Consider the following 25659-nt stretch of genomic DNA (forward strand, 5'->3'; position numbering starts at 1 on the left):
GGGAACCACGGCCCGCAAAATTCTCATGAATGCCCCGCTGACAAGGAAAGCCGCCGTCGTCCTGGCCGCAGGCAAAGGCAAACGGATGAAGTCCGACCTTCCCAAGGTCCTGCACACCATCAAAGGTCGGCCGATGATCGCTATCTTACTTGACACGCTGGTACAGACGCAGTTCGACCGGATCATCGTTGTCATCGGACACGAGGGGGAGCAGGTCAGGGCCGCTCTGGCCGGATACCCGGTCCAGTTTGTCTGGCAGCGGCGGCAGCTCGGGACCGGCGACGCGGTGAAAAAGACAGGTGAGCTTCTCGGCGATTTCGAGGGTACCACGTTCGTAACCGTTGGTGATGTGCCCTTCCTGTCCGGCCGGTCGATCCGGGGGCTGTTGGACCAGCACGAGGCTTGCCATGCTACCGCTACGTGCCTCTCGGCCATACCGGCAGATCCCAAACAGTACGGCCGGATTGTCAGGCACGGCGACAGCGACCGGCTGGAAGCGATCATCGAGTACAAGGATGCCTCCGAGGACATTCGCAGCATCAGGGAAGTAAACACGGGGATTTTCTGCTTTGACAACCGCAGGCTGTTCGAAGCTCTGGACGAGATCCGCAATGACAACGTGCAGCGCGAATACTACTTGACGGACGTAATTAAGATATTACACGACAAAGGGTTAGCGGTACATGTAGTGCCCGTGAGCAATCCCGACGAGGCGGAAGGCATCAACTCCGTCGAGGAACTGCAAAATCTTGCCCGAATCTTCGACGCCAGGCTCTCCGACTGAACATTTTTCTCAACCCGACCGGCCCCTCGGGCGTTACAATGTATAGGCAACCGTGGAGCTATCCGATACTATTGAAGAAGCCGTCCTATAATTTGGGTTGACGGGACGATTGCACAGGCGTAGATTAAATTATAGAGGTATGATGGCACTATGAGAAAAGCGCTTGTAATACTGGCGGTGTCGGCTTTTGCGTGTGCCGCCGTGGCACAGCACGCTGACGTTGCCGAGGTCAGGCAGGCGGTTTCGGAAGAACCCCTGGGCCAGCGACCCTCCCCCACGCCGTTTTCGCTGCTGGATGCATCGCGCATGTCGTGGTCGCACAGTTATTCCATATCCTTTTTCTCGGGCGGGAACGCGTCGGGCTCGTTGGGTATGCTTAATTCCTCGATGTTCTACGAACTGTCACCCACACTCTCGCTGTCGATTAATATCGGCATTCTCCACGACCCGGGAGCATTGTGGGGGTCGCGCGACCGAAGCGCAACTCTGCTGCCTGGATTCGCGCTTGATTTCCATCCTTCAGAGAAGTTTCGACTATCGCTGGCCGTCCAGCGATATGGCGGGCTCTTCTCCCCCTATTTTCACCCGGGGATACAGTCGTGGCGCGGTTTGGCGCCTCGATACTGAAATTGTATCGACTAAGTATTTTCGCATAAAAAGAAATTGCTAATTCGTTATCCTGCCAGTAGTTTTTTGCATGTTTGTATCTGCAATGCTGACTGAATTCCGGTTCCGCTGCCTGCGAGCGGGAAAAACCCTCCGTGACCTGGCCCGCCGCTACCGGATCGAGGCGGTTCTGGCCGTAATCCTGATAGCGGCATCGGCCTACCTGATATCGTTCGGTGTACGGCTGAGCACGGGTGTCTCCGGGACCATGCCGGTGCCGAAGTACACCGCGCGGCTGCAAATTGTCAACGGTACGGATGATCCGGGCGTGCTTGCGCTCGTTGCCGAGAGGCTCAACGGGTATGGCGATCCGGATCTTGAGATAGAAGTGGTGGCTCGCGAGAACTTCGACCTGCGCAAGATTGGCCAATCGATCGTTGTCTCGCGCCAGGAGGACCTGACAGTGGCCGGCCTGCTTGCCCGTAGGCTCGGCCTGCCCCCCGGGCAGGTCCGCTACCATCCACTTGAGAACAACCGTGATCACGTATCGGTCACGCTGGTGCTGGGCACGGATTACGGGCGCCTGACGCTGGCCGGACTGTCAGAAGAGGAGATTGTAGACTAGACTTGAAAAAGCAGTCCCCCCTTGCCCTTGCCCGCATGGCCGGCCGACTGGCTCTTGAGAAAAAAGGCTTTGACGTCAGGATCCTCAAACTCAAAACCCTTTCGTCTGTATGCGATTACTTTGTCATTGCTTCCGGAGAGGTGGACGTTCAGGTCAAGGCCATCGCCAAAGCCATCTACGACGGGCTTGCCATAGCCGGCTTCAAACCGCACTACCGTGAGGGCATGAAAGAGGGCAACTGGGTTCTGCTTGACTATATCGACGTGGTCGTGCACGTCTTCCATGAACCCACCCGGCAGTTCTACGCGCTCGAGAAGCTCTGGGGGGACGCGCCGGTGGAACAGCTGACCGACGAGTGAGTGGAAGACCTGACGAGGATAATGAACGAAGGAGTGACATAACGTGCGAGGGAGCTTATGGAGATTGCAGAACTGAAATCCAAAACCATTGCCGAACTGCTCAAGATTGCCGAGGGTCTGGACATACCGGGTGTCTCAGGGCTGCGCAAGTCGGAGCTCATCTACAAGGTCATGGAGAGTGCCTCCAACCAGGAAGGGGTGATCTTCGCCGAAGGCGTGCTGGAGATAATGGATGAAGGCTACGGTTTTCTCCGGTCGCCCGACTACAATTACCTTCCCGGTCAGGACGACATCTACGTCTCGCCGTCGCAGATCAAGCGGTTCGACCTGCGCACCGGTGACACCGTCTCCGGACAGGTGCGCCCGCCCAAGGACAACGAGCGGTACTTCGCCCTGCTGAAGATTGAGGCGGTCAATTTTGAAGATCCCGAGGTGGCCAAGCACAAGACGCTTTTTGACAACCTGACTCCGTTGTATCCCGAGGATCAGTTCCTTGCTGAGACTGCCACTGAGGAGTTGACGACGCGGATAATCGACCTCATGTGTCCGATCGGCAAGGGTCAGAGGGCGCTTATCACGTCGCCGCCGAAGGCGGGCAAAACGATCATTTTGCAGAAAATCGCCCAGGCTATCACGACGAACCATTCGAAGGTAAAGCTGATCGTTCTGCTGATCGACGAGCGCCCGGAGGAGGTTACGGACATGCGGCGGTCGGTCCGCGGTGAGGTCATCTCGTCGACCTTCGATGAGCCCGCCGAGCGGCACGTTCAGGTGGCCAAGATGGTGCTGGAAAAGGCGAAGCGGCTTACCGAGCACAAGCACGACGTCGTTATTCTCCTTGATTCCATCACCCGGCTGGCCCGAGCCCATAACGCCGTGGTCCCGCACTCCGGCAAGATCCTCTCCGGCGGTGTTGATTCCAACGCCCTGCACATGCCCAAGCGGTTTTTCGGCGCGGCGCGCAACATCGAGGAGGGCGGCTCGCTCACGATCGTCGCTACGGCTCTTATCGAAACCGGGTCCAGGATGGACGAGGTGATTTTCGAAGAGTTCAAGGGCACCGGCAACATGGAGATGGTGCTCGATCGGCGGCTGGCTGACCGGCGGATATTCCCGGCCATGGACATCAATCGGTCCTCCACGCGTAAAGAGGAGTTGCTGCTTTCCGAAGAGACGCTGAGCAAGGTCTGGATCCTGCGCAAGTTCCTGGCCGAAATGAATCCCATGGAAGCGATGGAGTTCCTTATCGACCGGCTGAGAAAGACCAAGGACAACGCCAAGTTCCTTGCCTCGATGAAGGATTGATCCGGTCCCGACGGCCTGCGGGCCGGTGCCCCAGAGCAAACTGACTCTGCCGCCGCCTGGTGCCCTCAGGCGGTCTCGCGAGGGATCGCGGTGCCCGACCGGCGGTGCCCGGGCTGCCCGCCCGTGCTACCTGACTTTTTTGCGGATAATCCCGCCTTCGGTGCCGACCGCCCACAGCCAGTCTCCAACAAGCGTCAGGTCAAGGACGTGGAAGGACTTGGCCATCAGTTCCTGCTGCCACGTGTGCCCGCCGTCGGTAGTCGTGAAAAGGCTGGTTTTGGTCCCGCCGATGTATCCGACCGTGTCGTTTACCATGACCACGCAGGTGAAGTGGCGTTCATCGTCTCCGAGGTCGACGGGATGCCAGGTTTTCGCGCTGTCTTCGGTGTAGGCGCACATTCCGTGATTGCCGATCATAACGCCGTTCTTTCCCGAAAGCGCCAGTGCGCGTCCCGGTCTGCCGTCACCGATTTTCTCGGACTGCCAGCTCTTGCCCTTGTCCCTGCTGACGTTCAGGTAACCCATGGAGGCGCAGTACAGGGCGTCACCCGGGAGGTTCAAGAGGTCCCCGTACGCCTGCCCCGAGAGGCTCAACGGTCTCCAGGTGTGTCCGCCGTCCGTTGTCCGCAGGGCAATTCCCCCGAACGGAATGTCTTTCGTCGGATATAGCCCTGTTGTCACGCCGGTCCATTTGTCCATCATGCACATGCTGACCAGGGTCGCAGCCGTATCCGGCCAGGAGATGTTCTGCCAGTGCTCTCCGCCGTCACGAGTCATGTGAATGGCCCCCTTGCGCCCGCAGACGTAGCCTGCCATGCCGTCGAGAAAGTAGACGTCCTCGAGCGGCTCACCGGCGGTTATCTGCAGGCCCCACCAGGTGGCGCCGGCGTCGAACGTGCGCGCATGCTTGCCGCCGTTGGTGACCAGATGGCCGGTGTCCGGATGTACGAACGACGCCCCGGTGATGTTTTCGCGGAGGGGGAACTCGACTGCCTCCCAGCCCTGGGCAAACCCGGCGGAACGGGCCAGGAAAAGGATGAGGATAAAGGTACCGGTGGTTTTCATGGTGTTTTTAGATTGTCCTGAATCTCATGGTTTCTTACACTCAAATCCGGCAGAAGTTCTTGATTTGTATAACGTGGCGCCAAGATACACGTCGGGAAGATCGAAGTCAATCGAGCACCCATAGTTGTGAACAGCTGATCATGGATAAACCGCCTCTTGTAGAGTTGATCGACGTGGCTGTCAGAAATGATCGCGGCGGCATGGTTTTCCGTGACCTCAATTTCGTGCTTCCGGCGGAACGGTCGGCGGTCATTACGGGCGCGGCCGGCGCCGGCAAGACGCTCCTGGCTGAACTCCTGATCGGCCTGCGTTTCGCCGAAAGCGGCACCGTCAGGCTGTTCGACCGGGAACTGCGGCCGGCGAAGAACCGTCTCATCAGGAGGGTCCGGCGCCAGATCGGCGGCGTTGGTGGACAGTTCGGACTGGCGCCCACTCTTACCGTATCTGAAAACATCACCCTGCCGATGGTCATAGCCGGAGAGCGCAAGAAGGTTCAACGGGAGCGGCTTCGCAAAATGCTGGCCGAGTTCTCGTTGCTCAAACAGGCCGGCGAACTGCCCGGCTCCCTGACTCGAGTCGAGAACTCCCTGGTGCAGTTTGCACGGGCGTCGGTGGCCAACCAGCCGCTCATGATTATCGATGAACCGTCGGCGGGACTTGATCCCAAAACGTTTCTGCGCGTTTTCGAGTTTCTGGTCAGAGTATCCGTATCCGGACGGTCGATGGTTATTCTGGTGTCAGAGACTCCCGGTCAGAAGATGCCCAATACCGACTATTACCGGATTTCCGACGGGGCGCTCGTATGACACGGATCGCGCGCGTACTGACCGAACTGGCGCGGAATCTCAGGCGTTATCCCGGCACCGCGCTGGGCTCGCTTCTGTCGTTGCTGCTGCTCTTTCTCCTGTTCGACCTGTTCTGGATCGCCAGCGTGACCTCCGACCGCTTTTACCGCGACCTGTTATCGGAGATTCGGATGGAGGTTTTTCTCGACGAGGGGGTGGCTGACTCTTCAATTACCGGGCTGAGCCGGTCGATAATGTCTCTGGAGGAAGTAAGCGCGGCGGACTACGTTTCCAAGGAAAGCGCGCGCGATGAACTGGCTCGACTGGTTGGTATCGATCTGTTGGTGGGCTACGACTCCGCCAACCCGCTGCCGCGTTCGTTTGTCCTGACCATAGAACCGATGTATCTGAACACGCAGGACATGGCTACCCTGGAAACGGAACTGGCCCGTCTTACCGGCAGCGGTGAGATCCAGTACAGCCGCCATTGGCTGGAGAAAGCGGAAACCACCAGGTCCCTTATCCTCAGGATCGGGCTGGCCCTGGGTGCCCTGATTATCCTGACGACCCTGATAAGTTCGGCCAACAACATCCGCCTGATGGCGCGGACCAAAGCGGTCGGATTCCGCCAGATGCTCCTGCTGGGGGCCGGCAGGTTGTTCATCGCGTTTCCTTTTGTGCTCGAAGGTTTCCTGCTGGCCGGTCTCTCGGCGGCCGCGGGATGGGCGCTAATCTTCTATGGACGCGGGAAGGTTGTCTTCACGCAGTTTGAACTGGTGTTTCCCGCCGGAGACGAGGTCGTCATCTATTGTCTGATCATCGCCCTGCTGGGGAGCCTGAGCGGGTATCTGGGCGTTCGAAAGTTGTTGAAGTGAAACCATGAAAACGCTGCTGCCGATCTTTCTGGCTGTGACAGCCGTCTGTCTGCTGGCCGCACCCGGCCGGGGGGACCACGAGAAGGGGGATATTCTCCTCCAGCGCAACGAGATGGAGCAGATCAAGGCCGAGGTCAAGAACGGCCAACAGCGGCTCGACTCGCTGCACGGCGAGCAGTTACAGGTTTCGCGGAAGATCACCGAGTACGATCAAAAGATTTCTTCGGATGGCAAGATCATCGGTCGACTCAACTCTGAACTGGGTCAGCTTCAGAGCGACATTCAGAGCGGCGAGGCGGAGTTGCAGGAGCGGGAGAACATGCTGGATCGCCTCCACCGACGTTACCTGGGCAGCCTGCGTCAGTTCTATTTTGCCGCTTCCGGTCGTACCGCCCTTCTGCCCGAGCTTCCCAACACGGAGCTTGAAAAAGCCCGTCAGGTCGTCTACCTGACGGCGCTGGCCGGGTTTGAGTCGCAGAACGTCACTCAGGCCGAGACTCTGCTGGCCCGGACGAGCGGGGAGTTGACCGAGTTGAGCGGGCGAAGCCGCACTGTCTCGAAGCTGAAAAAGAGCAAGGAGACATCGGTTGCGCTCGAAAAAAGCCAGCGGAGCAAGCAGCAGCGTGACCTTGACCGCCTGCAGCGGAAATCCCGGGAGGAGGCGGACCGAATCCTGACCCTTCAAAAGGCGGCCGAGGAAATGGAAGCCCTCGTTGCCCGCCTGGAACGAGATCGGCAACGGGCCGTGAGCGGCGGCGAGGCGTCGGCGGGCAGATCGCTTTTTGCCACTCTCAAGGGGCAGCTTCCGCCACCCTGCGGGGGGAGAATCGTGGCCCAGTTCGGTGCCTCGGTGGATCCGGTGTCACGCCTGAGATCGTTCTCACCGGGGATCACGCTCAGGGGCCGGCCGGGTAATTCCGTTCGGGCGGTGGCCGCCGGGACGGTTGCCTACGCCGGTGATTTGCGCGGATACGGAAATTTCGTTATTATCAATCACGATAATCAGTACTACACGACCTATGCCGGCCTGGGCACGGTGCTGGTCTCACAGGGGCAGCACGTTCAGGGGCAGGCCAGCGTTGGCACTGCCGCCGGTGACGGTCTGGTGAAGTTTGAGATCCGAAAAGGCAGTGAGCCGCAGGATCCGGTGAAGTGGATTCGCTTTGAATCACTTTGATCCCGTAAAGATTCAACCCAGGGCGTGGTCGATCCTGTCGCGTTCGTTCAGTGCGGGGCGGGTCGCCTCCACCTATCTTTTTTACGGGCCCGACGGGCTGGGCCACTGGCCGCTTGCCGTTTCCTTTGCGGCTCTTCTCAATTGCCTCGAACCGGCCGGTGACGGCGAGTCCGGGCTGGTGACCCCCTGCGCGCGGTGTCGACACTGCCGGAACATTTTCGCACTGAATTTCGAGGGGCTCTATTTCGCCCTGCCTATCCGTTCGCACAAGAGCAGCGACGAGATGATTGAGTTGACCGGCGAGGTGCTCCAGGAGAAGCGCGAGGAACCCTTCAGGATAGTCCTGTCGCCCTCTCCGACCAGTATCCCCATCAGGATGGCGCGCGATATCAAGAAGGCGCTGTCGCTCAAGGGGGGAGAGGGGATCACCCGGGTGGTGCTGTTTTATCGGATGGAGAAGATGAAAGCCTCCTCGGCGGACGCCCTGCTCAAGCTCATCGAGGAGCCGTCGAGCAACACGGTGATCATTTTGACGGCGACCAGGCCGGACACGCTCCTGGCCACCATTCAGTCGCGGGCGCAGAAGGTCCGCCTTGACGGAATCAGCGAATCCGCCGCCGTGGCCTATCTGGCGTCGAAGTACGGCACCCGTGAGGATCGCGCCCGGCTGGTCGTGCGGTTGTCCCAGGGCAACATCGGTAAGGCCATTGCCATGACCGATGATACCGATGAGCCGGACAGTTCTCGCAGGGCGGTCGGCTTTCTCTTGTTCAGGTCGCTTTTCACGGAGACCAGGCCGGCCGCCATCGCGCTGTTGACCAAACTGATCAGTCCGAATGATCGCTCCGCCGCAGAGGAGCTTCTCGTGCTCTGGCAGTCGTTGCTTCGCGACTGTGCATACTACGCCGCTACCGGCGACGGCGACGCGTTGGTCAATATTGACTTCGCGTCGGAACTGATAAAGATCGCCCGTTTCTTTGAACGCACGCAGCTTGCCGTGCACATGACGGCCGCAGTCAAAAATGCCCTTGCCGATCTGTACCTCAATGTGCATATTCAAACGGCGCTGGCCGCATTGGTGCTTACTCTCAAGTCACGTATACCGGTAGCCGGTTAACCGGGAGCCGGCGCGAAGGAAAAGGACCTCGATGGCGGAATTGTATCTGATAGAGTTCAAGGGATCGCGAAAAGAGTACTTCTACAACACGTACTACCACTCGCTCAAACCGTCCGACATGGTCGTTATACAGGCGGAACAGGGCGAAGACGTGGGTGTCCTTTCGAAAAAGATCGAGGTTGACATCAATTTCACCGGGGCGGCAAGGCCGCGGTCGATTCTTCGTCCGGCAGGCCCGGAGGACAGGGCGCGACACGAGGACCTGCGGCGCCGGGAGGTCGAATGTAAGGTGGAGATCGTCAGGCTGGCCAAGAAGCACGGTCTGACGATGAAGATTGTCGATGTGGAGTACCAGTTTGACGGCAGCAAGATCACGTTCTATTTCACGGCCGACCACCGGGTGGACTTCAGAGCCCTGGTGCGCGATCTGGCGGCGCGGTACAGAACACGCATCGAGTTGCGCCAGATCGGCGTCCGCGACGAGGCGCGGCGGATCGGCGGCCTGGGTATCTGCGGATTGCAGCAGTGCTGTAATTCCCATATCCGCGAATTTGCGCCGATTTCCACCCAGCACGCCCGCGAGCAGGATCTCTCGCTTAACCCGGCCAAGATCTCCGGCAACTGCGGAAGGCTGCTGTGCTGCCTGCGCTACGAGGCGGAGCAGTACGCCGCGGTCAGGCAGATGTTCCCGTCCGTGGGAACGCGGATCAGGTCGCGCAAGGGTACCGGCACGATCGACCGGCTCGACGTGTTCACCGATGAGGCCGTGGTAGTCGATGACGAACGTGTGCAGTTCCGCGTGGGTGCCGACGATATCCTCGGCGTCGAGGAGGAAGGGACGCCGGCGGCTCGTCCGGACCGGGGCGGTTCAACGGGCCGCTATCGGGACGACGCTGAAGAAAGCGGCATTAGTGCCGATGAACTCGACGAAAGTGAAGACGTCAACAGTTGATGACTATCCGGGAGCAGCACCGTGCCCAAGCCGATTTACATAACCACTCCGATCTATTACGTCAATGATCGCCCGCATATCGGGCATGCGTACACCTCGATTGCGGCGGACCTTCTGGCGCGCTTTTACCGCCTCGCCGGCCGCCAGGCTTTCTTTTTGACCGGCACCGACGAGCACGGCTCGAACGTTGCCGAGGCGGCCGAAGCCGCCGGAATGTCGGAAATCGCCTTCTGTGATCGAACGGTGGAAACGTTCAAGTCCGCGTGGAAGAATCTTGACGTCGAGTGCGACTACTTCATTCGTACCACCTCCGAGCGTCACTTGCAGGCCGTTCGGAAAATACTCGACGCCATGCGGAACGCCAGGACCGACGACGGCCAGGAGGTCGTGTACTCCGGCTACTACGAAGGTCTGTACTGCTCCGGCTGTGAAAAGTTCATAACGGAGAAGGAACTGGTCGACGGGAAGTGTCCCGATCACGGGCGTGCGCCCGAGAAAATCAGGGAAAAGAACTACTTCTTTCGTCTCACCGCCTTCGCCAAGAGTATACGCGAGAAGATCGAGTCCGGCGAGCTGCGCATTCTTCCCGAAGAGCGCCGCCGCGAAGTGCTGGGGCTGATCGACCAGGGCCTGCCCGATTTCTCGCTTTCCCGTGAGAGGGTCAAATGGGGTGTCCCTCTATCGTTTGATCCCAGCCAGGTGGCCTACGTCTGGGTGGATGCCCTGTCCAACTACATCTCGGCCATCGGATATGCCGACGACGAAAAGTCGTTCGACAAGTGGTGGAACAACAGTGAGATTGTTCACCTGATGGCCAAGGATATCCTCAAGTTCCACTGCCTGTACTGGCCGGCCATGCTGCTGGCGGTCGGCCTTAAGCTGCCCGACACCATTTTCCTTCACGGGTTCTTCACCGTCGACGGTACCCGGATGTCCAAGACGCTCGGCAATACCATCGACCCCAACGACATGGCGGCCCGGTTCGGCCCGGACGGAACGCGGTACCTGCTGCTGACGCAGTACCCGTTCGGCATCGACGGCGATATTCAGGCCAGCCGCTTCGTCACCCAGTACAATGCCGACCTGGCGAACGACCTGGGCAATCTCGTCTCCCGCGTGGGCAAGATGATTACGGCGAATTTCGACGGCCGGCTGCCCGGCCCATGTCGGGAGATTGACGGGCTCGATGAACTGATGCAGCGGGCCGAGCGCGCCCCCGGTGCCGCCTACGAGCATATCAAGCACTTCCGCCTGAGTCACGCCGTCGCGGAGGGGATAAGCCTGGTGCGGGCCGCCAACAAGTTCTTCAATGACACCGCTCCGTGGGTGCTCGCCCGCGACGGCAAGCGGGAACAGCTTGGCGGTGTTCTCTATGCGTGTTGCGAAGTCATTCGAATTGTCTCCATCATTCTGTACCCCATCATGCCCCGGAAGATGAAGGAGGTTCGGGCAATCCTGTCGCTGGACGACGGCACGCTGAGCCTCGAGGACGCGCAGCGGTTCTTCGAGCTCCAGGCCGGCGCCGCGGTGTCGGTTGACAAACCCGTGTTCCCGAGGCTTGACGCGCGAGTCGCGGACGGCATGAAAGCCGCACGTGGTAACTCGGACGACCAGGCTCAGGACAACCTGGTGGACATTTCAGAGTTTGCCCGGCTGGAGTTGCAGGTGGCCGAGGTCCTGAAGGCCGAACCGGTCAAGGGCGCCGACCGGCTGCTCAAACTGCAGATCAACCTTGGTGACGAGCAACGGCAGATTGTGGCCGGGATAGCCCAGTTCTACAGTCCGGACAAGATCACGGGCATGAAGATCATCGTCGTCACCAACCTGAAGCCGGCGGTCATCCGCGGTATCGAATCGAACGGGATGCTGCTGGCGGCCACCAAGGGGGAGCGTCTCGCGCTGATTGTGCCTGAGAGTGACCTGCCGCCCGGCGCCAGGGTCAGTTGATGATCGATTCTCACTGTCATCTCGATTTTGACGCATATGACGGCCGCCGCGACGCAGTGATTGACGAGGCCGAGAGGGCAGGCGTGCATACCCTGATCACGATCGGCGTCGACCTGGACTCGTCCCGCCGCGCCGTGCAGATTGCCGAGAAACATACGTCGGTGTACGCAACCGTCGGTATCCACCCGCACGATGCCCGCACGTTCGACGACGAGACCGTGACAGAACTCAGGGAACTGTCGGAATCCGAAAAGGTGGTGGGCATCGGAGAGATCGGCCTCGATTACTATCGCGACCTCTCACCCCGTCCGGTCCAGGAGCGGGTTTTTCGCCGCCAGCTGGAGCTGGCGGCCGAACTGCGCCTTCCCGTAGTCATTCACACGCGCAACGCCTTCGCGGAGACGGTGGCAATCGTCCGTGAGTATGCCGGGCGGCTGGCCGGGGGGGTCTTTCACTGTTTCCCCGGTGACGCCCGGGACGCCGGCACCGTATGTGACCTCGGGTTCGTGGTATCCGTGGGCGGCACCATAACCTACAGAAACTCGCGTATGGCCCGGATGGCGGCCAAGGTGCCGCTCGACAGAATGATCATGGAAACCGATTCACCGTTTCTGACGCCTGAGCCGTACCGGGGCAAACCGAATCAGCCCGCGTACGTTTCGTTCGTTTGCGAGAAGCTGGCCGAACTGCAGAACGTGAGCCGAACGGAGGTGGCGCGCGTCACTGACCGGGTGTGCCGCAAACTGTTTCGTCTTGGCGAGACATTCGAGGGGTAAGCGGTGGCGGCTTATCGTCCCAAGAAGCGACTGGGCCAGCATTTTCTTAGATCGCCGCACGTAATCCAGAGTATCCTTGATCTGTTGCAGTGCGGCCCGGACACGCGGCTGGTCGAGGTCGGCCCCGGACGCGGTGCGCTGACCCGCCCCCTGGCCGAAACCGGAGCCCGGCTGGTCGCCGTGGAATTCGACCGCGATCTCATTGGCTACCTTCACAAGCTCGTGGGGCGTCTGCCCAACGTCGAGATCGTCAACGCGGATTTCCTCACCTTCGAGCCGGACGAGACGTCCCTGCCCACGTTTTCCCTGGTCGGCAACCTCCCGTACAACATCACCACGCCCGTGCTCGACTGGTGTATTATCTATCGCCGGCGGCTGGTCCGGGCCGTCCTGATGGTGCAGAGAGAACTGGGTGCGCGTATAGCCGCCGGACCGCACACGCGGGACTGGTCACCCCTGGCGATCTGCACGCAGCTTCATTTCAAGGTGGAGCGCCGTTTTGACGTTCCGCCCGACAGCTTCAGGCCGGTGCCGCGCGTCTCGTCCACCGTTATCGAGCTGCTGCCGATCGCCACGACCGTCGATATCGACCTTTCGCTGGTGAGTCGGGTCGTGCGGGCTTCCTTTGGGCACAGGCGCAAGCTGCTCGTAAACAATCTGGTGCCGGACGTCATCGGCTCTGCCGAGATCGCGAAGCAGGTATTGTCGGACCTGTCACTGCCGGCTACCTGTCGTGCCGAGGAACTGTCGATCGCCCAATTTTTGCAATTGACTCGGTATCTGGTCGCGCATAACATACTGCCAGTGGAGTAGATTCGTAGTGGTGCCGTACTGCCGGCACCGAAGTTTCGTTGGCCGGGATGACACTCTGGGAGACATGATGGCACTCTTGACGGTAAGCCTTGACCAGGTGGGGGCTCTTCGCGACGCCCGAAAGCTCATGGAGCCGGATCCGGTGCAGGCGGCGGTGCTGGCGGAACTCGCGGGCGCGAACGGCCTGGCGGTCCAGCTTCGGCGCGATCGCAGGTACATCCGTGATCGTGACCTGTACATGCTTCGCGAGGCCGTGAAGACCAGACTGACGATTGAAATGGCCCCGGTGGATGAAAACGTCGAGAAGGCGCTCGAAGTCAAGCCGTCCATGGTCAGCCTGGTCGCCGACTACGCGGACACCGACACACCGGTGGCCGGTATCGATTTCGACAACCCGATGGTGGATTTCAGCGACATTGCGCTTCGGCTCAAGGGGGTCGGTATCGGCGTCTGCTTTTTCGTCGAGCCGGATGCGGATGCCGTGCGGGGAGCGGCCCGGGCGGGGGCCACGGTCGTGATGCTAAACTGCGGCGGTTTCACCCAGGCGCGGACGCTCGAAGAGGCTCAGCAGGAGCTTGACCGAATCGATCGGGCCGCTCAGGCTGCTGCTAAGGCCGGATTGCCCGTTCACGCCGCACGTGGTGTCGGCTATAACAACGTGTCACCGTTGCGCGAACTAAACCTGATCGACGATTTCGTGGTGGGTCATGCCATCGTCTCACGGGCCGTTCTGTGCGGGTTCGACCGGGCAGTCCGTGATATGCTCCGCCTGATCGGACCGCGATCGCTGCCGGCGTGATGTCTTACCCGTCAAACCCGCCGGATTGCGAGCGCCTGCGCATCGTCGTCCCGGGGGAATTAGGTCCTCAGCGCCTTGACCGGTACCTCGCTGAGCATCCCGATCTCGCGCTCTCCCGCACACGGATTCAGAAGCTTATTGTAGACGGCGGCGTGTCTGTCAACGGGCAGGCGGTTGACAAGAAGCACAAGCTGACGGGGGGAGAGGTTGTCGAGTTGACTGTACCCCCTCCGGAACCCACGACGCTGGTGCCCGAGAATATCCCGCTGGACATTGTCTTCGAAGACGAACACCTCCTGGTGGTCAACAAGCCGCCGGGCCTGGTGACACATCCGGCAGCCGGGAATTATACCGGAACGCTGGCAAACGCGCTGGCCTACCATTTCGGCCGGCTGGCCGGTGCCCCCGGTGCGGATCGTCCGGGTATAGTGCACCGGCTGGACAAGAACACGTCGGGACTGCTGGTGGTAGCCCGCAACGACCACGCCTATGCCTCGCTGCAACAGGCTATCCAGTCAAGGGAGCTCAGGCGGACCTACCTGGCGGTGGTGTGCGGCCATATGCGCAAGGACAGCGGGACTATTGATCTGCCGGTGGGGCGTTCCGTCCGCGACCGCAGGAAGATGTCCGTCACCGACCGGCACAGCCGCCCGGCCGTGACTGGTTACACGGTGACAGAGCGATTCCGTTCCTACGATCTCCTTGATGTGCTGCTGCAAACGGGGCGGACTCACCAGATTCGCGTTCATTTTTCTCATCTCGGACATCCGGTTCTGGGTGATCCGGATTACGGGGGGCGGCAAAAATGGCACCGAGGAATTTTCGGCCCGGAGCGACCTCTGGCCAGGGAGATTCTGTCCCTGCTTGGCCGCCAGGCGCTGCACGCCCGGAGGCTGGAGTTTGTCCACCCGTCCACCGGCGAAGCGTTACAGTTCGATTCGGAACCGCCGGAAGATATTCAGGTCGTTCTGCGCCTGCTCGACGAAAGAGGGCGCTGATTCAGCCTTTGCCGATAGGCCGGACTGTCGCCCGGTTGAATGCGCCGTCTCCGTAGTCGACTTTCCGGGCGCTCCCGTCGAGCGGCTGTTGACATATCCGTCCGGGGCGGATACATTGGCCCTGTGTCTGATTCCCATGCCAACGATAAACTGGATTACGCCAAGGCGGGAGTTGACCTGAAAGCCGGTCAGGATGCCGTCGAGAGGATAAAGGCGCTGGCGCGCAAGACGTTTGGGGCCGGGGTCCTTTCGGAAATCGGCGCCTTCGGCGGTTTCTTCAAACCGGACCTTGCCGGCCTTGCGTCGCCGGTTCTTGTCTCCTCGGCCGACGGCGTGGGCACCAAGCTGAAGCTGGCCTTCATGACCGGCAGGCACGACACGGTCGGCGAGGATCTGGTCAACCATTGCGTCAACGATATTCTGGTGCACGGTGCCCGGGCTTTGTTCTTCCTTGACTACATCGCCACCGGCAGGCTGGAGCCGAGCATAGTTACGAAGGTGGTTGAAGGTCTCAGCCGGGGCTGCCAGGCCAACGGCGTGGCCCTGCTCGGCGGCGAGACGGCGGAGATGCCCGGCTTCTACCGGCTCAACGAGTACGACCTGGCCGGGTTCATCGTCGGCGTGGTGGACGAGAAAAAGATCGTCAGCGGTGCGACGATCGCCGAGGGAGACGTGTGCATCGGCCTGCCCTCCAACGGTCTGCACACCAACGGGTACACCCTGGCTCGCAAGATCGTCTTTGACGTTGCCGGCCTGAAACCGGATGATGTCGTGGATGAACTCGGCGCGAGCGTGGCCGAGGCGCTCATGAAGGTGCATACCTGCTACGCCGGTGTCATTCATCCCCTGCTGGATTTGGTCGACGTTCACGGCATGGCGCACATCACGGGCGGAGGCATTCCCGGCAACCTGAGACGGGTTATCCCCGACGGCCTGTCGGCCGAGATCGTCAGGGACGGCTGGCCGGTGCCGCCGGTGTTCGAGTTTCTCATGCGGGCCGGCAACGTATCCCTTGACGAAATGTATTCCGTGTTCAACATGGGCATCGGGTTCATACTTGTGGCTGCCGCCCGGGATGCCGATAAGATTAAGGCGGCCGTGTTCGCCGCCGGAGCGACCGCTTTCCCCATTGGCCGGATCGTCACCGGTGACGATAAGGTCAGGCTGGTGAAACCATGATGGTGCTGCTCGTGATAATGGACGGCTGGGGCCTGCGTCAGGCCACTCCTGACAACGCGGTGGCCGCAGCGCATACGCCGGTATACGACGAACTCCTCATGTCCTCGCCGTTCGCCGTTCTCGAGGGTTCAGGGCCGGCGGTCGGCCTTCCGGAAGGGCAGATGGGCAACAGCGAGGTGGGGCATCTCAACCTGGGCGGCGGGCGCATCGTGTATCAGGACATAACCCGCATCGACAAGGCCATCGAGACCGGCGAATTCTTCAGCAATGACGTTCTCAGCGCCGCCATGGAGCGTGCCGCCGAGGAAGGCCGCGCCGTGCACTTGTTCGGGCTTGTCTCCGACGGCAACGTGCATTCATCGTTGAATCACCTGTACGCCCTGGTTGAACTGGCCCGGCAGAAGAACGTCAGTGACGTCTTTCTGCACGCCTTCACCGACGGTCGTGATACGCCGCCGACGTCGGGCCAGTTCCACATGGCCGAGGTCCTGCGCAAGTTCGGCGAAATCGGACTCGGCAAAGTGGCGACCATCGGCGGGCGCTACTACGGAATGGACCGCGACCGGCGATGGGATCGAACTGACCGCGCATACCGCGCGATTGTCTATGGCCAGGGGGAGAAGTTCGAAGATCCGGTCGAGGCTATTCGGGCCTCGTACGCCAAGCAGGTAACGGATGAATTCATCGTGCCGCTGGTTATTGACCACGGTAATCCGGAAGTCGGCCGGCTGAACGACCGTGACGTGGCGATCATGTTCAACTTCCGGGCCGACCGGATGCGCCAACTGGCCTATTTCCTCTGCGGTCATGAGATTAAGGGCTATATCCACTACCGCATTCCCGACGCCGAACTGATCACCATGACCAACTTCGACAAGCGGATGTACGAGGCCAAGGTGGCTTTTCACTCCATGGCGCTCAGCAGCATTTTGGGGGAAGTGCTGTCCAACCGCGGCCTGAGACAACTGCGCACCGCCGAGACGGAGAAATACGCACACATCACCTTCTTCTTCAACGGTGGTGTCGAAGCCCCGTTCAAGGGTGAAGACCGGGACATGATCGCCTCACCCATGATACCGACATATGACATGCAACCGGAGATGTCGTTGGATGAGGTAACCGACAACGCCATTCGGAGAATGAGTTCCAACGATTACGCGTTCGTGCTGCTCAACTACGCCAATTGTGACATGGTCGGTCATACCGGCGTCTTCGAGGCGGCCAAAAGAGCCGTAGAAGCCGTCGACGCCGGAGTGGGGCGGCTCCTCAAGGAGGTGAAGCGCCAGAACGGTGTGGCCATTATCACGGCCGACCACGGCAACGCCGAGCAGATGATTGACCCTGAGACCGGAGGGCCGTGGACGGCTCACACCACCAACCCGGTGCCCTGTATCCTGTACGACCCCGCCGGGCAGTTGCGGAAACGATTCGGCCCGGACCCGGTCAGGCTTCGCGAGAAGGGGATCCTGGCCGACATTGCTCCCACCATACTCGACATCGTCGGCATTGACATACCGACGGAGATGACCGGGACGTCATTAATCGTGCGAGGTTAGTCGTCTGCTGAGTCTTTTTCGATATATAGCCCGTCTCCTTGTTCCGCCCGACATTGAGATCCGTAAGCGGCGTTTCGAACTGACCGTCTGGGCCTTTCTCCTTTCGCTCTCGTTCTATCCCGGCCACCTGGGATTCCTGGCCTGGTTCTCGCTGGTTCGTCCCGTAGTGATAATCGCCCGACTGAGGGGACGACCGGCCTTCACCGCCGCCTACTTCTTCGCCTTTATCTTCAATGCCTTCTCCCTGTACTGGGTGGCGCTGGTGACTCCGCCCGGCACCGCGGCTGCCGTCGTCATCGTCTCCTTTTACTATACGGCCGTGCTGGTGATTTTCAACCGCCTGCACCACCGGCGGCCGCTTTATGGAGCTATTGCTCTGCCTTTCCTCTGGGTCGGCATGGAGTTTTTCCGGACGCTTTCGCAGTTTGCCTTTCCCTGGTCGGATCTGGGTTATTCGCAGGCGGACTACCTGTACGTGTTGCAGATCGTCTCGATCATATCAGTGCACGGCCTGTCGTTTCTCATCGTGACAGTGAACGTCCTGCTGTGGCAGGTGTTTCGCCGGGGGCTGTCGGGCGAACGGCGGATCACGTGCGGCTTGATATCGGGGGCGGTCGTCCTGTTGCTGGTGGCTTACGGCTGGGCCGTCATGCCGCCGTACCCGGTCGCGGGCACGTTCAAGGTTGCCGTGCTGCAGGGGTCGGTGCCGCTGCATGAGAAATGGGCGAGGGCCAACGAGGATTACAGCCTTCAGCTTTATGATTCCCTTGCCCGGTCGATCGGTGACAGCGCCGTAAAGCTCTACATCTGGCCGGAGACGGCGGCGCCGTCGTACCTCTCTCACAGCCCGAGCGACCGGCAGGTGGTCGGCGCCACGGCCCGCGCCACGGGAGCATATCATCTGGTCGGGGCGCTGGGCGCCTCGATGGTCGGCCGTGAACCGCGGCACTACAACTCCTGCTACCAGTTCAATCCCGAAGGCTACATGGAAGCCCGGTATGACAAGGTGAGGCTGGTGCCGTTTTCCGAACAGGTACCGTACCAGAGCTACCTGCCGTTTCTTCGCAGGGAGGTCCTGTCGAAGTACCTGACGTTCATCGAAACCTACGACGTGCAATGGTGGTCCGATTTCCACCCCGGCGATTCGCTGGTCCTGTACGAGCTACCGGACGCCCGTTACGCCGTGCTGATCTGCTTCGAATCAACATTCCCCAATTACGCCCGTGAGGCTATCCGCAAGGGCGCGGACTTCATCGTCGGTATCACCAACGACACCTGGTTCGGCCACTCGGTGGGCGTCTACATGCATTCGCGCATTCTCCTGACGCGGGCGGTCGAGAATCGTTGCTGGATGGCTCGTGCCGCCAACAGCGGGATAAGCTACATTGTGGACGGGTACGGGCGGATCAGGGGAGAACTGCGTCTCGATGAGGTGGCCGGTCTCGTCGGCGGCATCGAGATGCTGGACGGCCGCTCAGTCTTCACCCGAATCGGTGACGTCGTCGGGCTTGCCTCGTTCTTGATAACGCTCGCAACGATCGGTATATTGCTGTTACTATGGATTTTCAGAAGGGTATTTCCGGCCGCTTCCTCCTGGCGCTGACCGTCCTGGTGCTTGGCGGCGTATCGACCTTGCGTCCCTTCGGCTGGGAAACGATTACCTCGTTCAAGGACGTACGGCGGATGCGCGTGATCGACGATACGCTCTTCCTGGCTACTTCCGGAGGAATCCTGGCCGTCACCGACCCGCTGGTGCCGGGCCTTATGTACACGAATCTCGACGGTCTCGGCACGGCGGACATCACGGATATCATCGTTGACGCCGAGGGCCAGAAATGGGTGACCGGCTACGGGCAGTTCGTGCGGTTCGGCGGCCCTTCTCCCGAGCGGTTTCCCACGCTGCCGGTGTACGGGATGTTGAACCTGTGCTGCGTGGTTGATGACGGTGACGGCCTCTGGCTTGGCAGCGACAGTGGCCTTATTCTGTTCACCAAAGCGGGCGTGGCCGGGGCGGGATTCGCGGACAAGTATCCAATCACATTGGTGAACCCGTTCCCCCCGGTGTACGACATCTGGCTCGAAGACAGCCTGATATGGCTGGCTACGGGCAACGGGCTGGCCTTCGCCGACCGTCGCGAACCCGACCTGCTGAAGGCACCGGCGAACTGGACGGTTTTCGATGTTGCCTCCAACCCGGAACTGGCCACGAGCGTGATACGCCGCGTGACGCGCTATGAGGATTCCCTGTATGTGATCACCGGCGGCGGCGCATTTCATATGAGCATTGACGGCGCCGATACTTCCTTCACGGAATCTCCGTTCGCTTCCTCGCAGACGTTCTATGACATGCGCGTCGATAGTGACTCACTCTTTATCTATTACTCCGGCGGCCTGGCGCTTATCAAGGACGGTGCCATCATGGCGATCCCGACGCCGGGGGCGCCGACCGCAAAGGTGACCGGAGTGAATACCGGCGACGTCCGATGGGTGGTTGCCGACCGTGAACGCGGGGTCTATTACGATCAGGGGGGAAGTTTCCGGCAGTACGCGTACACCGGCACTCCGGGCAACCGCGTGACGGATGTGGCGATTGACCGTGACGGTACCATGTTCGGCGGTTTCCTGAACCAGCGGGCGGCCAGAAGAGCCGGCGAGTTGTGGGTCACACTGCCGTACGAGCCGCGCCATTACACCACCGTTCTCACTTCCGACGGGTTCGGTTATACCTGGATCGGCACGGAAGGGGGAGGACTCTGGCGAACCGACGGGACGGCACTCATCAATTTCAACGATACGAATTCCACCATCATTGGCAACGAGGCCGCCCATTCTTTTGCGTGGGTCAGCGGGGTGCGCATCACCGGCGGTTACCTGTTCGCCTCGCTTTACTACACGTACAACGGTTACCCGGTGGCGGTGGCGCGCCTTGACGGGACCGGCTACCCCGTGCAGTGGGATTCCCTCGGTCTTGAGGACGGTATTTCCAACGACGTGCTGCAGTCAGTCGACTATTACGACGGTGTCCTGGCGGTGGGGTCGCGTTATACCGGTGTCTACTATTGCGGAATCGGCCCCGATCCGTTGGACAAGAGCGACGATTTCTGTGTCAACTTCCAGAAGGCCAACTCGTTTCTTCCTTCTGATGCGGTCAAGGTGGTGCGGTTTTCGCCCGAGGGTGAGCTGTGGGCAGGAACTAATTTCGGTCTCTCGCGGCTCGATGAGAGCCTGGGGCAGGTCGGCGAGATCGGCCGATGGGTTGATGTCAACCTGCCGGCGGGAGTGGGGCCGGAAATCACGGCCCTGGAGTTTGACAGCCGGGGCAATGCCTGGATCGGCGCGAGAAACGGTCTGGTGCGCTTCGATGCCTCCGAGGGCACCTTTGAGTTGTTCAACACCCTGAACAGCGGCCTTGTCGGCAACGAGATCAGTAACCTGACGCTCGATGCCGCGACCGGCAACCTGTATGTCTCCACCGGTTCGGGGCTGTCGAAGTACCTTTCGGCCACCGGTGGACTTACACCCGTGCTTGACTCCGTGCTTGCCTATCCCAATCCCTTCGTAATCAGGTCTGCTGACGATCGGCTGCAGTTCAGCTTTGCCGGCCGGTATACGGTGCACGTGTTCAACGTGGCTGGCGAATTGGTCTGGGAAGTGACCGATCTCTCGGATGAGTCGTGGGACGGTCGCAACCAGCGCGGCGAGCCCGTTGCGTCAGGCGTGTACCTGTTTGTCCTGAAGGATGCTGACGGGAAAGTGGCCAGGGGGAAGTTTCTGCTGGTCCGTGACCAATGAAAACCGTTCGCTGCACGTCCTCCCGGCTCGCCAGGGAGGTCATTGACCGCCTGAACGCGGCATCGTTTTTTTCATCGATGGGCTTCGCGGAGCTGTGGCGGGTGCAGGGCGGTCGCGAGGTCTTCTGGGTCACCCAAAGCGAGGAGCAGGTGCTGGCCGTGCTGTCGGGTGTCGAGTTCGGCCGTGCGCCGCTGACGAGGTTTCAGGCCATGCCCGCCGGGTGCTATGCCGAGTTGGTGACGGTCGCCGATACGGACATCGACCGCCCGACCGTGGCGCAGTCAACCATACAGGCACTCACGGAAGCCGGCTATGCGATAACGTACCTTGCGGACTACTGGTCGCACCTTGGGCCCCTGCCGGGCGCGGAGGCCAGCGGGTGCGCAACCGTCCTGGTAGATATCACGGATCCCGGCTGGCAGCCTCCGGACAGGAAGATCCAGTCCGAGGTACGCAAGGCCGAGCGGGAGGGAATCGGCGTAGAACGCTTTGACGCGCGAAGACATCTCGACGGGTTTCTTTCTCTGGCAAAAGCGACGGGTAAACGCCACAGCCACAAACCGCTCTATACTGAGCGGTTCTTTCGTCAACTGGCGGCGCTGGCCGAGCGGGACGCGAGGATAAGGTGGCAATATACGGAGTACCGGGGAGAACCGGTCGCCTCACACGTCAACCTTGTCCTGGGCGATACGCTGCTGAACTGGCAGGTCTATTCGGACAGAGCCTTCTCTTTTCTCAAGCCCAACCAGTACATGCTTTACACGGCGGCGAAAAAGGCGGCCGAGGACGGCATGCGGTACCTGAGCCTCGGGACGTCTCCGCCGGACGCCGACAGCCTCGCTGCGTACAAGCATAAGTGGGGCGGCTCGGATCACTGCTATAACCTGTATCGTCTGAAGTCCCGATGGAGTCGGCTGCTTTGGAGAGCGTAAAGCTGCGAATTCTGGTGCTGGCGGACAGCCGGTCGTTCCACACGGAGCGGTACGTGCGTGAGTTGCGCCGCCAGGGGTGCCACATCCTGCTCGCCTCGCTGGAACGAGGGTCGACGTATCATTTTCGGTTGAAGTCGCGAGGCCCGGTTTCGTCCCTTCACTACGCCCTGGCTTCATTTGAGATTCGAAGGCTGATCAGGCGATTCCGGCCCGATGTAGTCAACCCGCATTTCGTTTCCGGTTACGGATTCATCTCGGTGCTGGCCGGAGCCCGGCGCAGGGCCCCGGTGTTTGTCAACCTCTGGGGCTCCGACGTGCTGGTCGTGCCGCAAAAGTCAACACTGCATCGCTGGAAGGTTGCACTCGGTTTGGCGCGGGCCGACTTCGTGGCCGGAGACTCGGCCTTCCTGCTGGACACGGCGCGATCCGTCTCGGCCTTTTCATGCCCCAGCGCCGTGATTCCGTGGGGTGTGGAAAGCGAGTTTCTCTCGCTGCACAAGAGGGATTATCGTTTTCACACGCCCCTGCGGATTCTCGTGCCGAGACCGCACGAACGGGTATACGGTAACACTCTCATCGTGCGGGCCCTCGCTCCGCTGATTGAGGACGACAAGGTGCGGGTGACGTTTCCGGGGTTCGGCACGCTGTTCGAGCGGTTCCGGCATGAATCCCGTGCGGTGGTCGGTGATCGGCTGCACTTCTACGACGTGCTCCCGCGAGCCGGCTTCCTTGCCATGATGGCCGACCATGACATTTACCTGTCCAACGCGCGTTCGGATTCGTCCCCGGCGTCGCTGATTGAGGCCATGGCCCTCGGGCTGGTTCCGGTGGTGGCTGATGTTCCCGGTGTGCACGAGTGGCTCACGGACCAGAACGGTTTCCTGTTCGAGCCGTTTGTCGGCGACACCCTCAAGAAAACAATCCTGCACCTCATTGACACGCAGGAGGACTTCCGGGCGATGCGACGGCGCAACTTCGAGCGCGTCAAAGCGAACGCCGTGTTCGAAGATAACGTCGCCAGGACGATCAGTATCATGCGCGAACTTGCCGCGCGGAGGAAGAAATGAACAGGAAGGTGCTCCTGATCTGTTACTACTTTCCTCCGCTGGGTCTGGGCGGCGTGGGCCGGCCTCTCAATCTGTTCAAGAAACTCCCGGCGTGCGGCTGGGACTGCGACGTCCTGACGGTCAAACCGGTCGCGTATCGCGCCTACGAACCGGAACTGCTTGACGGCGTGGATACGAAAGATGTCCATCGGTCGGGTTCGCGCGACCCGCAGCGACTTTTGTACCTTGCCGGGGTGCGTCGTGTCGGTGACTCGGCGGCAGACAGGGCGCGAAAGGTCTCGGCCCGGTTTTTCCCTGACAGCAAAATCGGCTGGGTCAAACCCGCCGTAAGGCTGGGCCGGAAACTGGTCCGGCAAAACAGGTATCACGCGCTGCTGTCGACATCACCTCCCGTCTCCGCGCACCTTGTCGCCCGGCAGCTCAGAAGTGACGCGGGCCTGCCCTGGGTGGCCGACTTCCGCGACTTCTGGACGTCCTACAAAGTCGAGGACACGTTTGACGAACCTTCACTTGTCACCAGGGGCAAACAGTTGCTGGCGGCGATCGTGGACGAAGCGACTGAGATTACGACCGTCAACCAGGCAGTCAGCGAGTATCTCGGATGCGGCAGGGTGGTGACGAACGGTTATGACGCCGACCTGGCCGCGAACTGGCAGCCGCCCGCTGACGCCGATCAGTTCGTCATCGGCCTGCTGGGATCGTTCAGCGCGGAGGTGCCGGTGGCGCCGTTGTTCCGAGCGCTGTCGTGCCTGCGCGAAGTCAGTCCTTCCGAGTTTGATAAACTCCGGCTGCTTCAGGTGGGGCAGGTCGATCCCGACTGGTTTGCCGCTCAACTGAAGGAATATGCTCTGCACGAGCGATGCGACGTGAAGCTGTTGCAGGGGAGGAAGGAGACAATCCGCCTGCTGTCGGCAACTTCGCTCATGTACACCGCTACCTCGGTCGGGGAGGCGAAGATTCTTCCCTCCCGCGTGTTTGACCTGCTGGCGTCGGGCCGCCCGATCCTGGCCTGTGCTCCCGGTGACAGCGAGGTGGGGCGCCTGATCGAGGCCACGGGCAGCGGTGCGTGTTTTGACGAGTCCAGCCTTGGGCGGGCGGTGGATTTTCTCACCGAGATCATCCGGGCCAGGGAAACCGGGGGGCGTGATATCACGCCGCTTCCCGACTACGCCCGTAAGTACTCCTCGGAGGAGATGGCCGGATCGTTCGCCTCGATATTGGACAATCTGCCATGACCGCGCCTCCGGAAATCTCGGCTGTCGTGATCAGTTACAACGGCATGAAGTTCCTGCCGGACTGTCTGCGAACCCTACAGGAGGACCTGCGCGGATTTCGTCACGAGGTGATCGTCGTCGACAACGGCTCGCGTGACGGTTCGGTGGAATTCGTGCGCCGCACGTTCCCCCGGATGACCCTTATCGACAACGGGCGCAACCTCGGCTTTGCCAGGGCGGTCAATATCGGGTTACAGGCCGCAGCCGGAGATTTCCTGTACGTGCTGAACCAGGACCTGCGTTTTCCCGACGGCACGGCCGCGCGGTTACTGGCACGCCTGAAGGCTGACGACACCATCGGTCTCATCGGGCCGGCGTATCACGATTTTGACGGCCACCTGCAGTCGTCGGCCAGGTCGCTGCCGAGTTATCGCCACATGATCTATAAGACCCTTCTCCTGGACCGGCTGTTTCCCCGTCACCGCGAGTTCTCCTCCTGGAAGATGGGCTGGTTTGATCACCGGTCGGAGATGTTCGTCGATCAGCCGATGGGGTCCGTGATGCTGATCCGCCGGGAGGTGGTTGCACGGGTGGGCCTGATGGACGAGCGCTTCCCGTTGTTCATGAACGACGTTGACTACTGCCGGCGTATGAGGGACGCCGGGTACCGGCTGCTGTACTATCCCGAGGCCGTGGTGGAGCACTACGTCGGGGCTTCGACGGGAGCCCGGCCTTACCGCATGATTGTCTCCTCGCACCGGTCGCTTTATCGATACCTGGCCAAGTACGCCCGTGCGCGAGAGTATCCGTTGCTGTGGTTAAGCGGCCTGTTGCTGCTGCTGGGCCTGGTCCCGCGGCTGCTGGGACGCCTGCTCCTGCGTGCCATTAGTAGTGCGAAGCTGCCGCCCGGAAGCCGCTGGCGGGGTTTGTGACAAT

General features: G+C 60.8%; 24 protein-coding genes. 23 read left to right on the plus strand and 1 reads right to left on the minus strand.

The window, feature by feature from the left end; all coding sequences use genetic code 11:
• Positions 1–25: 25 nt before the first annotated feature.
• The 5 genes from VMY05_12015 (at position 26) to rho (ending at position 3679) form a co-directional block, all read left to right on the plus strand.
• The gene (locus tag VMY05_12015; protein HUV31798.1) at positions 26–784 is read left to right on the plus strand and encodes an NTP transferase domain-containing protein; all 759 of its coding nucleotides are present in this window, start codon (positions 26–28) and stop codon (positions 782–784) included.
• A gap of 150 nt (positions 785–934) precedes the next feature.
• A complete protein-coding gene (locus VMY05_12020; GenBank protein HUV31799.1) occupies positions 935–1411 on the plus strand; it encodes a hypothetical protein in 477 nt (158 codons plus the stop codon).
• 70 nt (positions 1412–1481) lie between these two features.
• The gene (locus tag VMY05_12025) at positions 1482–2015 is read left to right on the plus strand and encodes a LytR C-terminal domain-containing protein (GenBank protein HUV31800.1); all 534 of its coding nucleotides are present in this window, start codon (positions 1482–1484) and stop codon (positions 2013–2015) included.
• 2 nt (positions 2016–2017) lie between these two features.
• The gene (rsfS, locus tag VMY05_12030; GenBank protein HUV31801.1) at positions 2018–2374 is read left to right on the plus strand and encodes a ribosome silencing factor; all 357 of its coding nucleotides are present in this window, start codon (positions 2018–2020) and stop codon (positions 2372–2374) included.
• A 57-nt stretch (positions 2375–2431) separates the two neighbouring features.
• Entirely contained in the window at positions 2432–3679 is a 1248-nt protein-coding gene (gene rho / locus VMY05_12035; protein ID HUV31802.1) for a transcription termination factor Rho, read from the plus strand.
• 126 nt (positions 3680–3805) lie between these two features.
• Here rho and VMY05_12040 read toward each other — a convergent pair whose 3' ends face one another.
• Entirely contained in the window at positions 3806–4744 is a 939-nt protein-coding gene (locus VMY05_12040; GenBank protein HUV31803.1) for a YCF48-related protein, read from the minus strand.
• Between the two features lie 140 nt (positions 4745–4884).
• Here VMY05_12040 and VMY05_12045 point away from each other — a divergent pair, with 140 nt between their 5' ends.
• From VMY05_12045 to VMY05_12130, 18 genes are all read left to right on the plus strand, one after another.
• Positions 4885–5550: an ATP-binding cassette domain-containing protein gene (locus tag VMY05_12045; GenBank protein ID HUV31804.1), complete on the plus strand. Its 666-nt coding sequence runs from the start codon at positions 4885–4887 to the stop codon at positions 5548–5550.
• Entirely contained in the window at positions 5547–6404 is an 858-nt protein-coding gene (locus VMY05_12050) for a permease-like cell division protein FtsX (protein ID HUV31805.1), read from the plus strand. The genes VMY05_12045 and VMY05_12050 overlap by 4 nt, the downstream gene beginning before the upstream one ends.
• A gap of 4 nt (positions 6405–6408) precedes the next feature.
• The gene (locus VMY05_12055) at positions 6409–7581 is read left to right on the plus strand and encodes a peptidoglycan DD-metalloendopeptidase family protein (protein ID HUV31806.1); all 1173 of its coding nucleotides are present in this window, start codon (positions 6409–6411) and stop codon (positions 7579–7581) included.
• Positions 7568–8698 carry a hypothetical protein gene (locus tag VMY05_12060; protein HUV31807.1) on the plus strand — a complete coding sequence of 377 codons (1131 nt, stop codon included), beginning with the start codon at positions 7568–7570 and terminating at the stop codon, positions 8696–8698. The genes VMY05_12055 and VMY05_12060 overlap by 14 nt, the downstream gene beginning before the upstream one ends.
• Positions 8699–8729: 31 nt before the next feature.
• On the plus strand, positions 8730–9650 hold the full coding sequence (gene ricT, locus VMY05_12065) for a regulatory iron-sulfur-containing complex subunit RicT (protein HUV31808.1): 921 nt from the start codon (positions 8730–8732) through the stop codon (positions 9648–9650).
• 21 nt (positions 9651–9671) lie between these two features.
• Positions 9672–11597, plus strand: coding sequence for a methionine--tRNA ligase (metG, locus tag VMY05_12070; protein HUV31809.1), 1926 nt, complete (start codon positions 9672–9674; stop codon positions 11595–11597).
• Entirely contained in the window at positions 11597–12373 is a 777-nt protein-coding gene (locus tag VMY05_12075) for a TatD family hydrolase (protein HUV31810.1), read from the plus strand. The genes metG and VMY05_12075 overlap by 1 nt, the downstream gene beginning before the upstream one ends.
• A 3-nt stretch (positions 12374–12376) precedes the next feature.
• Positions 12377–13186 (plus strand): 16S rRNA (adenine(1518)-N(6)/adenine(1519)-N(6))-dimethyltransferase RsmA, encoded by an 810-nt coding sequence (gene rsmA / locus VMY05_12080; protein HUV31811.1) that lies wholly within the window; start codon positions 12377–12379, stop codon positions 13184–13186.
• 67 nt (positions 13187–13253) lie between these two features.
• Positions 13254–13985, plus strand: a complete 732-nt coding sequence (locus tag VMY05_12085) for a pyridoxine 5'-phosphate synthase (protein HUV31812.1) — start codon at positions 13254–13256, stop codon at positions 13983–13985.
• The gene (locus VMY05_12090; GenBank protein ID HUV31813.1) at positions 13985–14983 is read left to right on the plus strand and encodes an RluA family pseudouridine synthase; all 999 of its coding nucleotides are present in this window, start codon (positions 13985–13987) and stop codon (positions 14981–14983) included. Before VMY05_12085 ends, VMY05_12090 begins: the two co-directional genes overlap by 1 nt.
• Before the next feature lie 123 nt (positions 14984–15106).
• A complete protein-coding gene (gene purM, locus VMY05_12095) occupies positions 15107–16162 on the plus strand; it encodes a phosphoribosylformylglycinamidine cyclo-ligase (GenBank protein ID HUV31814.1) in 1056 nt (351 codons plus the stop codon).
• Positions 16159–17718 (plus strand): 2,3-bisphosphoglycerate-independent phosphoglycerate mutase, encoded by a 1560-nt coding sequence (gpmI, locus tag VMY05_12100; protein HUV31815.1) that lies wholly within the window; start codon positions 16159–16161, stop codon positions 17716–17718. The genes purM and gpmI overlap by 4 nt, the downstream gene beginning before the upstream one ends.
• Before the next feature lie 79 nt (positions 17719–17797).
• Positions 17798–19321 (plus strand): apolipoprotein N-acyltransferase, encoded by a 1524-nt coding sequence (gene lnt, locus VMY05_12105; GenBank protein HUV31816.1) that lies wholly within the window; start codon positions 17798–17800, stop codon positions 19319–19321.
• A complete protein-coding gene (locus VMY05_12110; GenBank protein ID HUV31817.1) occupies positions 19276–21510 on the plus strand; it encodes a gliding motility-associated C-terminal domain-containing protein in 2235 nt (744 codons plus the stop codon). Before lnt ends, VMY05_12110 begins: the two co-directional genes overlap by 46 nt.
• Positions 21507–22442, plus strand: coding sequence for a GNAT family N-acetyltransferase (locus tag VMY05_12115; protein ID HUV31818.1), 936 nt, complete (start codon positions 21507–21509; stop codon positions 22440–22442). The genes VMY05_12110 and VMY05_12115 overlap by 4 nt, the downstream gene beginning before the upstream one ends.
• Positions 22430–23509: a glycosyltransferase gene (locus tag VMY05_12120; GenBank protein HUV31819.1), complete on the plus strand. Its 1080-nt coding sequence runs from the start codon at positions 22430–22432 to the stop codon at positions 23507–23509. The genes VMY05_12115 and VMY05_12120 overlap by 13 nt, the downstream gene beginning before the upstream one ends.
• Entirely contained in the window at positions 23506–24744 is a 1239-nt protein-coding gene (locus VMY05_12125; protein HUV31820.1) for a hypothetical protein, read from the plus strand. Before VMY05_12120 ends, VMY05_12125 begins: the two co-directional genes overlap by 4 nt.
• Entirely contained in the window at positions 24741–25655 is a 915-nt protein-coding gene (locus VMY05_12130) for a glycosyltransferase family 2 protein (protein HUV31821.1), read from the plus strand. The genes VMY05_12125 and VMY05_12130 overlap by 4 nt, the downstream gene beginning before the upstream one ends.
• Positions 25656–25659 lie beyond the last annotated feature (4 nt).

Source organism: Acidobacteriota bacterium (assembly GCA_035529075.1).
GTDB lineage: Bacteria > Zixibacteria > MSB-5A5 > GN15 > FEB-12 > DATKXK01.